The sequence below is a fragment of the Streptomyces sp. NPDC097129 genome, from assembly GCF_055668065.1.
On the sequence record NZ_JBVOQE010000005.1, the window covers coordinates 340,775 to 354,578 of the forward strand.

General features: G+C 69.1%; 9 protein-coding genes and 3 pseudogenes. 5 read left to right on the forward strand and 7 right to left on the reverse strand.

The window, feature by feature from the left end; translation table 11 throughout:
* Positions 1-5: 5 nt before the first annotated feature.
* The 3 genes and pseudogenes from AC0B9F_RS17745 to AC0B9F_RS17755 form a co-directional block, all read right to left on the reverse strand.
* Positions 6-803: pseudogene (locus tag AC0B9F_RS17745) on the reverse strand (zinc-binding dehydrogenase); the annotation flags it as partial.
* Positions 804-926: 123 nt separating this feature from the next.
* The gene (locus AC0B9F_RS17750) at positions 927-1,433 is read right to left on the reverse strand and encodes an MFS transporter (RefSeq protein ID WP_472003803.1); all 507 of its coding nucleotides are present in this window, start codon (positions 1,431-1,433) and stop codon (positions 927-929) included.
* Positions 1,434-1,439: 6 nt separating this feature from the next.
* Complete coding sequence (locus AC0B9F_RS17755) at positions 1,440-1,874, reverse strand: MFS transporter (protein ID WP_472003563.1); 435 nt, start codon at positions 1,872-1,874, stop codon at positions 1,440-1,442.
* A gap of 359 nt (positions 1,875-2,233) precedes the next feature.
* Here AC0B9F_RS17755 and AC0B9F_RS17760 point away from each other — a divergent pair.
* A pseudogene (locus AC0B9F_RS17760) lies at positions 2,234-3,108 on the forward strand (helix-turn-helix transcriptional regulator).
* A 186-nt stretch (positions 3,109-3,294) separates the two neighbouring features.
* The gene (locus AC0B9F_RS17765; protein ID WP_472003564.1) at positions 3,295-4,140 is read left to right on the forward strand and encodes an SDR family oxidoreductase; all 846 of its coding nucleotides are present in this window, start codon (positions 3,295-3,297) and stop codon (positions 4,138-4,140) included.
* A gap of 53 nt (positions 4,141-4,193) precedes the next feature.
* Here the strand turns inward: AC0B9F_RS17765 and AC0B9F_RS17770 are convergent.
* A pseudogene (locus AC0B9F_RS17770) lies at positions 4,194-5,213 on the reverse strand (alcohol dehydrogenase catalytic domain-containing protein).
* 431 nt (positions 5,214-5,644) lie between these two features.
* On the opposite strand from AC0B9F_RS17770, the gene AC0B9F_RS17775 reads away from it, so the two are divergent.
* Positions 5,645-6,949 (forward strand): YhgE/Pip domain-containing protein, encoded by a 1,305-nt coding sequence (locus AC0B9F_RS17775; protein WP_472003566.1) that lies wholly within the window; start codon positions 5,645-5,647, stop codon positions 6,947-6,949.
* A gap of 155 nt (positions 6,950-7,104) precedes the next feature.
* Here AC0B9F_RS17775 and AC0B9F_RS17780 read toward each other — a convergent pair whose 3' ends face one another.
* Positions 7,105-7,920, reverse strand: a complete 816-nt coding sequence (locus AC0B9F_RS17780) for an alpha/beta fold hydrolase (RefSeq protein ID WP_472003568.1) — start codon at positions 7,918-7,920, stop codon at positions 7,105-7,107.
* A gap of 1,030 nt (positions 7,921-8,950) precedes the next feature.
* Between AC0B9F_RS17780 and AC0B9F_RS17785 the strand changes: the two genes are divergently transcribed.
* Both AC0B9F_RS17785 and AC0B9F_RS17790 read left to right on the forward strand, forming a co-directional pair.
* Positions 8,951-9,427 carry a peptidase inhibitor family I36 protein gene (locus AC0B9F_RS17785; protein ID WP_472003571.1) on the forward strand — a complete coding sequence of 159 codons (477 nt, stop codon included), beginning with the start codon at positions 8,951-8,953 and terminating at the stop codon, positions 9,425-9,427.
* Positions 9,428-9,525: 98 nt separating this feature from the next.
* Entirely contained in the window at positions 9,526-9,981 is a 456-nt protein-coding gene (locus tag AC0B9F_RS17790) for a hypothetical protein (RefSeq protein ID WP_472003573.1), read from the forward strand.
* A 353-nt stretch (positions 9,982-10,334) separates the two neighbouring features.
* On the opposite strand, the gene AC0B9F_RS17795 is transcribed toward AC0B9F_RS17790, so the two are convergent.
* Together AC0B9F_RS17795 and AC0B9F_RS17800 are read right to left on the reverse strand one after the other, a co-directional pair.
* A complete protein-coding gene (locus tag AC0B9F_RS17795) occupies positions 10,335-11,180 on the reverse strand; it encodes a lysozyme (RefSeq protein ID WP_472003575.1) in 846 nt (281 codons plus the stop codon).
* 146 nt (positions 11,181-11,326) lie between these two features.
* Positions 11,327-13,201 (reverse strand): M1 family metallopeptidase, encoded by a 1,875-nt coding sequence (locus AC0B9F_RS17800; protein WP_472003580.1) that lies wholly within the window; start codon positions 13,199-13,201, stop codon positions 11,327-11,329.
* Positions 13,202-13,804 lie beyond the last annotated feature (603 nt).

The following is a 13,804-nucleotide window of genomic DNA, read 5'->3' on the forward strand; positions in this document are numbered from 1 at the left end:
TTGGGTCAGGGCTCGACGAGGACCTTCAGGCTCCTGCGGTCGGCCATGTCCTGGTAGCCGGCCGGGACCCCATCGAGGTCGGTGGTGGCGTCGAAGACCTTCCCCGGTTCGATGGTGCCGTCGAGGATGGCGGGCATCAGCTCCTCGATGTAGGCGCGGATCGGTGCGGGGCCGCCGGCCAGGCGGATGTTGTGGCGGAACAGGCTGCCGAAGCCGATGGACGCCTCCTCGTACCGGGGCACGCCGACGCGGCTGATCACGCCGCCGGGACGGACGACGCCGAGGGCCTGCTCGTAGGCGGACATGTGGCCGACCGCTTCCAGGACCACGTGCGTGCCGTGCCCACCGGTCAGCGCACGGACAGCCTCGACGCCTTCCTCACCGCGGGCGGAGACGACGTCGGTGGCGCCGAACTCGCGACCGAGGTCGGTGCGTGCCTGGTGACGGCCCATGAGGATGACCTGCTCGGCGCCGAGCCGCTTGGCCGAGAGGACTGCCAGCAGACCGATGGCGCCGTCACCGATCACGGTGACCCAGGTGCGCTCGTTGACACCGCCCGCGACGGCGGCGTGGTAGCCGGTGCCGAAGACGTCCGAGAGGGTCATCAGGGACGGGATGAGGGCGGAGTCCGCCGCGACGGGCAGCTTGACCAGGGTTCCGTCGGCGAGCGGGACGCGGGCCGCTTCGGCCTGGCCGCCCTCCTCCGCCTCGCCGTCCCAGAAGTTGGCCTGCGGGTGGGCGCAGGAGGTGTGCAGGCGCTCACGGCAGAACTCGCAGGTGTTGTCGGAGATCGCGAACGGGGCGGGTGCTGGTCAGTGGTTCATGGGCGAGTGCGCGCCCTGGCCGGTCTCAAGCTTGTTCGGCACGGTCGGCGGGCGCACTCGGAAGGTCAGCCGAGCCGGACGCCGTGGCGCGGCGGTTGCCGTTCAGGGCGAGGACGGTGGGGTCAGTGCGGCGATGGTGGTGCCGACCACGGCGGGGCCGGGGGAGCCCATGCCGGAGTCGAGGGCCTGGCCGGCGAACCATGAGCCGAGGGCGGTGCCGAGGTTGAACGCCGAGACGGTCAGGGCGGAAGCCAGGGTGGGCGCCTTACCGGCGTACCGGACGGCCAGGGCCATCAGGACCGGGTTGGCGCCGAGGCCGAAGAGGCCGAGCAGAGCGACCAGGACGATGGTGGCAGGCGCGGAGCCGGCCAGCAGGACGATCGCGAGCAGCAGGAGGGTGGCGCCCGCGGCGGCGGCGAGGGTCACCGTGTGGGGGCGGCGGTCACCCAGACGGCCGCCGACGATCGAGCCCCCGAGCGCTCCGACGCCGAAGCCTACGAGGACCAGCGGCACCAGACCCGCGGCCAGACCGGAGCGGTCGGTCAGCAGCGGTGCGATGTAGGAGTGCGCGGCCAGAACGCCTCCCGTGGTGGTGGCGCAGGCGGCCAGGACAAGTCACAGGCGGGTCGAGCGCAGTGCGGTCAGCTCGGAGCGGACCGATCCCGTGTGCTGGGCCGGACCGTCGTGCGGGACGGTGCGGGCGATCAGCGGGACGGCCGCGGTGGCCAGGACTGCCAGGGCCCAGCACGGGCCGCGCCAGCCCACGAGCTGTCCGGCGAACGCGCCCAGCGGCACGCCGACGACGTTGGCGAGCATGGCCCCGGCGCCGACGAGACCGAGGGCACGGGCGCTTGCGGCCGTGCCCGCGGCGCGGGTGGCCGCCACGTTGGCCACGGCCCAGAAGGCACCGGTGGCGATCGCGGTCAGGAAGCGCGCCGCGAGCAGCAGGGTGAAGCTGGAGCCGACGGCGACGGCGACGTGACCTGCGGCGAAGACGCCCAGGGCGAGCATCAGGGTCAGCCGTGGGCAGCCGCAGCGTGACATCGCCATCAACGGCGCGCCGACGATCACCCCCGACCGCGAAGACGGTGATCATCAAGCCGGTCTGGGCGACGCCGACCTGTACGTCTTGCGCGATCTCGGGCAGCAGGCCGGCCACGACGAACTCGGTGGTGCCCATCAGGAACGTGCCCAGCGAGAGCGCGTACACGACGAGCGGAAGCCGTGCGGGCCCCGCCTGCTGAGGCTGCTCGGCCCGTGCTTCGGCGGGGGCGTGGAGGGTTCCTCCTCGCGTACTCAAGGTTCATCTCCGTGGGGTCGTGATCGGGGCACGTGTCCCAGGAGACCGGCTTCGGCGCAGGCGGAGAAGGCCGTGTTTATAGGGGGTACAACACGATCACCGCACGGAGATCCGGGACTTTCTCGCCGGCCGCCGCGCGAAGATCACCCCGGAGCAGACCGGGCTGCCCACCAGCGGCCGGCGCCGGGTCCCGGGACTGCGGCGTGAGGAGGTCGCCGTGCTCGCCGGGGTGAGCACCGAGTGGTACACCCGGCTGGAGAAAGGCCACATCGGCGGAGTCTCCGAGGACGTCCTCGCCGCGGTCGCCCAGGCGCTACAGCTGGAGACGACGAGCGCACCTACCTGTTCGACCTGGCCCGCGCCGCCCGGCCCGCTCGCCGCACGCCGTCGCGCCGCAGGGACGTCGCCGTCGCACCCCGCATCCAGTGGCTGCTCGACTCCGTCACGATGTCCGCCGCTTTCGTACGCAACGGCCGCTTGGACGTCATCGCCCACAACGCCCTCGGCCAGGCTGCGCACGCGCCGATGTTCGACAGCCCCACCACGGGCAAGCAGGGCCGGCCCAACTTCGCCCGCCACCACTTCCTCGACGACGGCTCGCACGACTGCTTCGTCGACTGGGACGCCGGCGCCGCCGTCACCGTCGCATTGCTGCGCGCCGAGGCCGGGCGTGAGCCTCAAGACCGGGCCCTGCGCGAGCTGATCGGCGAACTGTCCACCCTCAGCGGGGACTTCCGCACCCTGTGGGCCGCCCACGACGTCCGCATCCGCCACGACGGCATCAAGCGGCTGCGCCACCCCGAGGTCGGCGAACTGGAGCTGACCTACCAGTCCGTGGACCTGCCCGTCTCCCCACGGGCCGTGCAGGACCTGAGCCTCTACACCGCCGAACCGGGCAGCACCTCCGAAGAGCGCCTCAAGCTCCTCGCCAGCCTGGCAGCCACTCCCGCCCAGGCGACGGAGCCCACCGACCGGCTGCACTGAGCCTGACCAGGAGGTCTTCTGCAGGCCGTTGACCCCTCCCAGGCTACGGCCGAGGGCAAGGCCGCCGTCCCGGGCGGCTTGAGGCAACAACTGCCGTGCTGTCGCGTCGTCCAGCAGATGCATCTTCCGCACAGGCGTCCAGTCCGTCTTGGCACATTCGCTGCAATCGCCTGGGATCATGTGACGATGATTCTGGTGACTGGCGCGAGCGGGAAAGTCGGAACGGCTCTCCTCGCTCGTCTTCATGCCGATGGCGTGGCCGCGCGGGCGGCTTACCGTGATCCGCACACCACGGCTCGGGTGACCAAGGCGGGCGGTCGGGCAGTGACGCTCGATCTGGCCATGCCGGACACGATCGGTGCTGCCCTCGATGGCATCGAGGCCGTATTCCTTCTCGGCGCAACGAGCCCCGACCAAACGACGCACGAACTCAACATGCTGGAAGCCGCCCGTGAAGCGGGTGTCCGGGTGGTCAAGCTGTCGGTCTGGAGGGCGGATGAAGGACTTTCACCGATCGCCCGGCTCCATCAGCCCGTCGAACAGTCGCTGGTTACGTCCGGTTTGCCCTGGACGATCTTGCGACCGAACTTCTACCTGCAGAACTTCCTGAGCCAGCCGTCCATCCGCGCGGTGGGGGAGTTCAGCCTTCCCTTGATCACTGCGCCCATAAGCTTCATCGACGTCGGCGACATCGCCGATGTCGCAGCGAGAGTTCTCACCACCGATGGCCACGACGGCTGCGTCTACGACCTCACCGGGCCGACGGCGCTGACCTACGCTGAGGCCGCCGAAGAGTTCTCCGACGTCCTGGGCAAGCCGGTGCGATACGTGGGCCTGCCGGACGACGAAGCGCGCGCGGCAATGCTGAGTCGCGGCATGCCGGAGTTCCACGTCGATGCCCTGATCGGGGTTGCCCGCGCTTACCGCAATGGCGGTGCCGAGACGGTGACTTCAACCGTGGCCGACCTCACGGGCCGTGCACCCGTCGGTTTCGCCGATTTCGTCCGCCGGAATCGCGACTACTTCGACTGACCGTGGCCCTGATGGGCCTGCACCCGGTGGGAGATCACCGGAATCCGGCAGCGTCAGCCGGTGGTGAGCACCATCCGGAAGCGTGCTGTGCCCGAAAGCATCTTCCGGTAGGCCCCCTCGGCCTCTGTCAGCGGCAGGGTCTCCACCACGGGGCGAATGCCGTGCAGGGCGCTGAACGCCATGGTGTCCTGCACGTCCTGCGCGGTGCCGGACGGGTGCCCACGTACGGTCCTGCCGCGCACAAGCAGCTGGAGCGGGCTGACCCCCAGCGGGTCGGGGCTCACTCCGATGACGACGAGTTCGCCTCGGTGCGTCATGCCGTCGACCGTTGCCGCGATGGCGTCGGAGCTTCCGGCCGTGGCCAGTACGGACCGGGCCCCGCCCAGGGACAGCAGGGCTTCCGCGACCGGTGTCGACCCCGTGCTGTCGATGTAGTGGTGCGCTCCCAGTTGGCGAACTCGGCCTTCTCCGCACCTCGGGCGATGGCCACGGTCTCAAAACCCATGGCCACCGCATACTGCACCCCCAGGTGGCCGAGACCACCGATGCCCAGTACGGCCACGAGATCGCCGGGCCGGGCGGAGCTGCGCCGCAGACCGTTGTACGTCGTGACGCCGGCGCAAGCCATGGGCCCCGCGTCGGACGCCTTCAGGGCTTCGGGAATCCGGGCCAGGGCGTCGATCGGCGCGATCATGGCTTCGGCGAAGCCTCCGTCGTAGGCGTAGCCAGGAATCTTGAGGTTGTCGCAGACGATGAAGTCGCCCTGACGGCAGGGAGTGCAGTGACCGCAACTCCCCCCGAACCAACCCACCGTGACCCGGCCCCCCACGTTCCAGTCGCCGGCCTCAGCCCCTTCTCCGAGTTCCTCGATGCGCCCGGCGACCTCGTGGCCCGGAACCAGAGGGAACCGCACGCCGGGCATGGCGGCGCTCACAAAGAGGGCGTCGCTGTGGCAGATTCCGCAGGCCTCGACTGCAATCCGTACGTGACGGGGGCTCGGGCGCGGAACTTCGCGCTCGACGATCCGGAAGGACCCGTTCGGTGTTGACCTGCGCAGCTCGATAGGTGCTCATGCGTTTCTCCGGTGCCCGGGGCCACGAGGGGCGGCCCTGTCGCCTGACGGCGTCTTTTCAGTAGCGGCGCGACTACGTGGTGTGCAGCGGTTCCTTGAACGACTTACGGCCGACGCCGGCTCGCAACCCGGCCCTGCTGAGGTGCGGTGCCTTGGCTCGTGAGGGCCTACTGGGCAGGCTCACCGACCTGAATGTTCCACCTTTTCAGAATGCACCTTCGCCCAGCACTCCGCTCGAGCAGGTTCCTGGCCGCGTACGAGGCTCGCACCGCTCGACGCGGGTGGTTGCGGGCCCGCCGTGGTCGTGTCTTTGAGTGATGCTCTGATGGCAGACGGTTATCTTCCCTGGAAGGTGCACTGTGTGGCTCCTGCGCAACGGCTGACCCCGCAGGCAGATCGGACAGGCAGGACCGTGTCCTCATTGGAGTTCCCATGACCTCGGCGGGTTCCGGAAAGCCGCAAGCGCTCGCGCGCTCCTTTGCTGTGGTGCGGAATGGGAAGCTGTGGCTGGTGCCGACCGTCCTGTCCGCGTTGGTGGCGCTGTTCCTGACGCTGCTCTACATGGGCGGCATCCTCAACCCTCAAGGGAACCTGCACCGTCTGCCGATTGCCCTGGTCAACACGGACCAGGGACCGCCGCTGCCAGGACAACAACAGACGCTGGGCGCGCAGGTGAGCCAGTCGGTCATCGCAGCGACCCCGGCAGGCACCGTGCAGTGGCACCAGCTCAGCCAGGCCCAGATGCAGGATGAGCTGGCGTCGGGCAAGGCGTACGGAGCCTTGGTCATCCCAGCCGACTTCACCCGCTCGGTGGCAGCGCTGACGACCCCCCGGGGCACGGCACGGCCCGCCCTCACTGTCCTGACCAACCCCGGGCTGGGCAGCCTCGGCTCCTCCTTGGCCGGCCAGATCACGCAGCGCGCGGCGCATCAGGCATCCCTGGAGATCGGCCGTCAGCTGACGAGGCAGGCAGCCGCCGAGGGCGCCAACGCCACGACCCGCACGCTCCTGGGCGACCCGATCACTGTCACCACACGGGTGGGCCACCCCATCGGCACACACAGCGGCCTCGGCCTGACCGCCTTTTATTTCACTCTGCTCCTGGTGCTCACCGGGTTCGTCGGTGGAAACATCATCAACAGCGGCGTCGACGCGGGCCTGGGTTACACCGACAACGAGATCGGGCCCTGGCACACCCGGCGGCCAACGGTGCCGATCAGCCGCACCCAGACACTGCTGCTGAAGATGCTCATGACCGCGGGAATCGCCGTTCTCACCACCAGCCTGCTGATGACCGCCGCCATCTGGATTCTGGGCATGGACGCAACACACCTGCCGCTGCTGTGGATCTTCTCCTACTGCGCGAGCTTGGCCGTGGGCCTGGGAGTGCAGGCCATCAACGCGGCCTTCGGCGGGATCGGCCAGGTGGTGTCCATGTTCGTTTTCATCGCGTTGGCCCTGCCGTCCTCGGGGGCGACGATTCCCCTCCATGCCGTTCCGGGCTTCTACCGTTTCCTGGCGTTGTTCGAACCGATGCGGCAACTGAGTGACGGTGTGCGGGCCATCCTCTACTTCGACGCCCGGGCTGACGCTGGGCTGACCCGCGGGTGGGTCAGGATCGCCATCGGCGTTACCCTCGCCCTGCTGTTCGGGTTCCTCATGACCCTCTACTACGACCGCAAGGGGCTGCACCGACTGATCGCGCGGTCCGCTGCAACACCCGGCGAAGCATCATGACCGGCACCAGGCCGGCCGAGCCTCCGCACACCGTTCAGCCGCAGCCTGCCGAACAGACCGCACCGGACCAGGGCAACCTCCACGAACAACGCGCTGAGCCGGCCCACCCGCGCCTGCCAGGTCGTGCTGCACGACGCAGCACCCCGTCCGAGCGGTCAGTTGGCCTCCCACCAGTGGGTGACGATGTCGGCGTAGGTGTCGGCGCCTTCCTCCCAGGCGAAGTGGCCGACGTCGATGATGTCCAGCTTGCTGTTGGGCAGGTGCATCTGCAGATACTCGGCGTTCTCCGGGGGCACGACCGCGTCGTTGCGTCCTGCAATGATCTGGACCGGAGTCTCAAGCGTGGGCAGCAGCTCACCGAGGACGGGCAGCTCGGCGGGATACGCGCGGACGTAGGGCAACTGGGCGACAAACCGCCGGCCCGCGTAGGCCGCGAGGTAGTCCTCCCGCACGACGTCCGGCAGTGCGTAACCGTTGATGTTGTTGATCGCGGCCGTCACGGCGGCCTTGGGGCTCATGGCCCGATAAGAGGACAGGTCCTCGTCGAGCACCCAGTCCTTCAGAGGGCTTCCCAGCTTCAAAGGGACTGCCGCCCCTCCGGCGCCCACGACCAGGCTCTGGAACCGGTTCGGGTACCGGGCTGCGGCGAACAGCGCCGCCGGAGTGCCGATGTCGGGGCCCACGACGTGCGGCTTCGCCAGCCCGAACTCGTCGGCGATCCGCACGATGAAGTCACCCATCGCGGTAGGGAACAGCAGGTCCTCGCGAAGCTCGGAATGCCCGAAACCAGGCAGGTCCACCGCGATCAGATGAGCGTGCCGGGCCAGCTTCCACCAGGTCGCGTCGTAGGCATAGAGGCTTTCAGGCCATGGGCTGAGCAGCAGGGCCTCGCGGCCGCGGGGCACGGCGCTCTCTGCATACCGGATGGACAGCCCGTCGATCGTCCGGAAGCGAGGCCTGATCTCACTCATTTTCTTGTCCTCTCAGAGATCCCAGGCGGCACGCGCGTCCTGGCCCACTCGCTCGGCCCGGTACACATGAGCCGACGCCCCGATGCATCGCCGAGGTATGCGGCCGGCGCATGATCCGTGCGAGCAGGCCGGGCCGGGCCATGAGTGCAACCGCGGCAAGTGGGCGGCGACCCTGTTTTCAAGTGGCGTCACCTGTGCAGTGGCCGACGGCGCAGGGTCCTGTGTCCACATCTGCGACTACGAACCTTGCCGTCACGTGTTCTATGACAGCACGGACAGCCACACCCGGCGACGGCACGCCTACGAAACCGGCGGCAAGGAGCGAGCGCTCGAGCCCACGCCCCTCAGCCCCGGAGGGCGGAGGCCTGGACCCGCACTGCAAGCAGTTCAAGTCGGCTTTCGCCGCTGTGGAGTTGCTCCAGCGAACCTGTGGCCGCCTGCCGCTTCCTGCATTCCCACGCAGACGGTGGGCGGGGACACGGACTCGAGCGCGGTCCTGCGCCCCGGCACGGCTGGCTGGTCGTGCCGGTACCGGACAGCCTCAGCAGATCGAACGCCAGGAAGTGGGCTGTGCCGGCCACTCGTCCGCGGCACGGGCCGCCCCGGCGCCGGGCCGCAGGGTGGTCGCCCTACTTCCACGGACGGTTCCCGAGCCCGCCCGGCGCGGCCTTTGACGTGTTCGCAGGGCGCCGCCGACGATGCTGCCGTTCCCGGGGTGCGTGGTTGCCGGGCCGGGGCCCACTCCGGTACGGGTGAACGCCTCGTCGAACTGACGCCCACGTAGCCACGATGAGTTGGAAAAGTCAGATAAGCGCACGTCAGTGCACCGGTGGTCCCAGGGGAAACGGTCGCGAGTCTCGCTGAAAATCATGCCACTCTGCGCCGTCTTCACCGCCGTTTTCCGTAGCGGAGAAGCGGAACCAGTACTGCAGGCGATATGAGCGTCACCCCAATCCGGCGGTGAACGCATATCGCTCGTCATGCCGGAGGGAAAGACTCGTCCGGCATTCACGGAGAGGGGAAACTTTCCATGAAGCGTACCGTTCTGCTCGGCGTCAGCGCCGGTCTGCTGGCCATGGCAGCGAGCACTGCTGCCTCCGCCGCGCCCAGGGGCACGACGAACGTCCTCACCGCCAGTGGCACGCGCGCCTGCAGCAGGGGCTACGTCTGCCTCTACGCGGAACCGCGGTTCAACAGGGACGGCGGGCGGATGCTCGAAACCGACCAGGACATCGAGAACCTCGGCACGAAGGCCGCCCACTGGGAGGACGGAACGGTCAGGCCCGCCGAGTTCAACGACGTCACCAGCAGCGTCTACAACAACACGTCGGACCGCATCGTGCGCCTGTACCCCAACTACAGCTACGTCGGGGTGCCTCTGACTCTCCTGCCCGGCGAGTCGGCGGACTTCAACGACGACTACGGCAAGGAGAGCGGCTGGTACGACAACCGGTACTCCTCCCTGCGGCTGGAGCCCTACAACGTCGGAGGCGGCGGTCGCGGCTGACTCTCACCGCCGTCCGCGCTGCTCAGCCCGGCATACCCGCTGCCGTCGTGCCGGGCCCCGCACTGGTCCCCATGTCGCAGAGAAAGGACGAGTCGAAGATGGCAGACATCACTCAGATCAAGGCGTACGTCTACACCGCGGACACCGCCCACGCCGGCGCCGACGGCCGCGTCTACCTCGGCATCGCCGGACGGGAGTTCCGCCTCAGCAAGGCGCAGGCCGGTTCGGGCCAGGCCAACCAGCAGGGAGAGAAGTACACCTACGTCCTGGGCCAGGACGCCAACGTGGCCGATCCCGAGCACAACGACCCCGCCACCCCTCCGCTGGACACCGACGACCTGGACCGCTACCCGGTCTACCTCCGCTTCGAGCCGGCAGGCCCCGAACCCGCCTGGTGCTTGGAGTGGGCGGACGTCACCGTCAACCCCAGCGCGAAGATCCCCCACTTCTTCGCCAACCCCCGCATGAAGGGAACCGACCCCGCACACCGCCTCTGGCTGGACGAGGCATACGGCAAGGTGCTCCACCTCAAGCGCAGCGACGACATGGTCTGATCGCTGCGCGCCAACGGCTCACGCTCTGACGGGGAACGCCCAAGAGGCGTGCCCGGAGCAACAGCGTGAGCGTGGGAAGGGGATTCCCAGCAGTGATGGTGCCGGGAATCCCCCGACCACGGTATACCGAGCAGCGCCCTCGGGACCCTCCAGCCGGACCCCCTCCCAGATCTGCCAGTGACGGGCGTAGCTGATGCGGGGCGTCTTCGGCCGGATGCGATCCCGGTGCGCGTTGCGGGCCAGCCGCGGCCGCCTTGCTGCGGCCGCGCTCTTGGGCGTGATTGAGCCAAGGAAGTGGAGGAGTGGCTGATGGTCCACGTCCCCTCGGTCAACGTCCCGGCTCCGGCCGCCCGTCAGCCGGTCGCGAAGTCGCCCAGTTGGGTCTGTGTGCCGTTGAAGCGGTCGTGGTCGCCCACCGTCGTACCGGTGGAGGTGTACTGCCACATGGTGTACGACGTCCAGCCCGCGGGGAGCGGTCCGGGCGTCGCGGCGTAGCGGGCGATCCACAGCGGGTTGCTCGCGCCGAAGCCCGAGTAACCCCCGGTGCACTGCGTCCACCAGCTGGTGGCCGTGTAGATGACGGCGTCCCGGCCGGTGCGTGCCTTGTAGCGGGTCAGGAAGTCGCGGATCCAGCCGACCATCGCGCTGGGCGATTTGCCGTAGCAGGCGTCGCCGTACGGGTTCCACTCGATGTCGAGGGCGCCGGGCAGGGTCTTGCCGTCCTTGGCCCAGCCGCCGCCGTGGTCGACGAAGTAGTCGGCCTGCGCGGTGCCGCCGGTGGAGTCGGGGGTCGCGAAGTGGTAGGCCCCGCGGATCATGCCGTTGTCGTAGGAGCCCTCGTACTGCTGGGTGAAGTAGGGGTTGGTGTAGTAGGTGCCCTCCGTGGCCTTGGCGTACGCCCATCTGGCGCCACCGTCCCGAAGGGCCGGCCAGTCGACGTCGCGCTGGTGGCTGGAGACGTCCACGCCCTGCGTCTGGGTGGCGCGGGCGGCGAGGGCGTCATCGGCGACGGCTTCGCTGCCGTCGTGCACCGGGACGCCCATGCCCATGAAGGCGCTGCCCCGCTCGGGTGTCACAGGGTCCGGCAAGGGCAGTGCCGCGGGGGTGGACAGGGCCAGCAGCAGGCCGGTCAGAGCAGCGGTGACGGCCAGGCGCGGGCCACGGGGGCCGGGAGATATGGAAGATCGCACGCAATCCATCTGACCCGCAGTCGGGCGGTACCGCATTCCGGATACCGCCCAACGATGCCGCGACGGGTCGGGGTTGGTCCATGTGGGTGGCCCGGCCACGGGTTGTGGGCGGCCGTGACCGGGCCGGTACGGGCTCAGCCCGCGAGGGTGCCGGGTCAGCCCTCGATGCGGTGCTGGGACCAGAAGGAGGTCAGGTCCGTGCTCGTGGCGGCCTGGGCGGCGGCCTTGAACTCGGCCGTGGTGGACACGCCGTACCAGTGTGCCGCCGCGTAGTCCTTCAGCAGCTTGGCCATGGCGGTGTCACCGAGGACGCGGCGCAGGTCGTGCAGGGCGCACTTGCCGTAGCCGTAGACCACGGTGGAGTAGCGGGAGGAGTGCGCGTCCCAGTAGGCCATGGAGTTGGTGATCTTCTCGGCGCTGGAGGCCCAGGAGACGCTGCTCCAGCAGTTGCTGCCCGTCTTGCCGAGGGCGAGGTCGGTGGCGTAATCGGTGAACGCCTCGTCCAGCCAGGGGCTGTTGTACTCGTCGTCGCCGACGATGCCGTACCACCACTGGTGGCCGATCTCGTGGGTGAGGGCGGTGGTGCTGACCAGGTCGAGGACGAAGCCCGGGTACTCCATTCCGCCGAACCAGTAGTTGTTGTCGATCACCGCGTCCAGCTCGCCGTAAGGGTAGGCGCCGAACCGGGCCGCGTGGGCGTCCACGGCCGACTTGGCGGTGCTGAGCATTGACTGGGCACTGGAGGAGCTGATGCCCGAGACGGAGTAGACGGTGACGGGGACGCCCGCCGCGGAGGTGCCGGAGATCTTCGTGAAGGGCCCGGCGGCCCAGGCGAAGTCACGGACCTTTGCCGCGGTCGCCGTGGTGACCGTACGGCCGCTGGAGCCGGGGGTGTCGGTGGAGGTGCCGGTGGCCGGGACGAGCAGGCTGCTGGGGTGGTCCAGGGTCACCTTGAAGTCGGCGGCCAGGGAGTAGAAGGACTCGCCGTTGTTCGTGTACGGGTCAAGGTGCCAACCGGCACTGTCGCGGACCGCGAGGACCGGCAGGGCGTTGCCGATGAAGCTGTAGGCGCCGTCGTGGCCGAAGCGGTCGGCGCCGCTGGGCACGGTGATGCCGAGGTCGAAGCCGATGGTGGCGCTCTGGCCCTGGCTCAGCGGACTCGGCAGGTCGATCTTCAGGGAGGTGCAGTCCACCGAGAGGGCGCCCGCGGTGCCGCCGGTGACCTTGCTGACCCGGATGGGCATCGCGTCACAGGTGCCGTGGTAGTTGTCCCAGAGCCGCAGATACACCTCGCCGAGTGCGGTGGCGGAGGCGTTGGTGAAGCTGACGCTTTCGTGCCCGGTCCAGACGGTGCCGCTCGTGTCGCTGGTGAGGTTCACCGTGTAGGAGGGGGCCGCCGGGGTGCGGGTGGCGTCGGTCGTGGGCGGGGTGGTGTCGCCGGAGGTGGCGAGGGCGATGTCGTCCAGGACGAAGCTGGTCTGGAGGCTGGAGTCCTCGGTGCCGGTGAAGGACAGGGGCACGGTCTGGCCGGCGTACGCGGAGACGTCGAGCGACTTCTGTACATAGCCGGTGGTGTCCTCGAGGTTCGAGTACGTGGCCAGCGTGGTGGCGCCGATCTTGGCGGTGAGCTTGTCGTAGGCGACGGACGAGGTCGTCTCGTCCGTGTCGATGTGCAGCCAGAAGGTGAGGGTGGCGGTGGTGCAGCCAGCGGGGATGGTGACGCTCTGATTGAGGGTGTCGGTGTGGGTGCTGCCGACTCCGTCCAGCCAGGCGTAGGTGCTGCCGCCGTGGGCGCTCTGACCGGAACGGCTCGTGATGACCGTGGACGAGGACTGGCTCCACGGTGAAGTCCCGCTTTCGAAGCCGCTGTTGGCGACCACTTGGGCCGTGGTGCAGGTGGCTGCCGCACTGTGCCGCGCGGTCGGCTGGGCGGCGGACGCGGCGGGGGCGGTGGTGGTGAGGGAGAGGGCGGCCAGCGCGGTGACGGCGAGCGCGCCGGCGCCGAGGGCCCTGTGGGGGGTCGATCTCACACGCTACTCCTTTGCGGCGGCCGGGATCCCGGCCTGCTCGAAGACCACCCGGCCGGCTGGGGTGCGCCGGGGCGGCCACGGACGGTGCTTGCGTGATCGGTACGGGTCAGCCGGCGGTACCCCCTGGGTCTGGGGCGCCGACTGCCAAAAGCGTGACAGATTTGACTGGTGCATGCCAGAAGCGTGCCGTGGACAGAACCAGCGGAGCCGTGCCGGGGCAACGGTCGGACATCGCCCAGCTCAAGGCGCGGGCCGAAAGCTCAATGCATTGACCATGCGGGTTGTTGACACTGGCCGGAATGTCATCCCGCCTTTCGCGGTGAGAACTGCGCCAGCCGTCCGGCGTCGCCAGCAGGACGATTTCCTTGGGCAGGGCAGGGCAGGCCGAAGGAAGGCTGCTTCGGCGAAACCGCACGACGTCGCGACGGTCAGACGATCCGTCGGCCAGTGCCTACGAATCTCTCCATGAGGGGCTTCCAGGTGCAATCGCGCCCGGTGGCACGGGCGGATCCACCGGGGCGGGTCTCCGCGTACCTCGCAGCGTCACCGGCCCGATCTGGTACTGCGCGGTTCTTTGATGGTGGGGCACTGGCTGATTTCGCC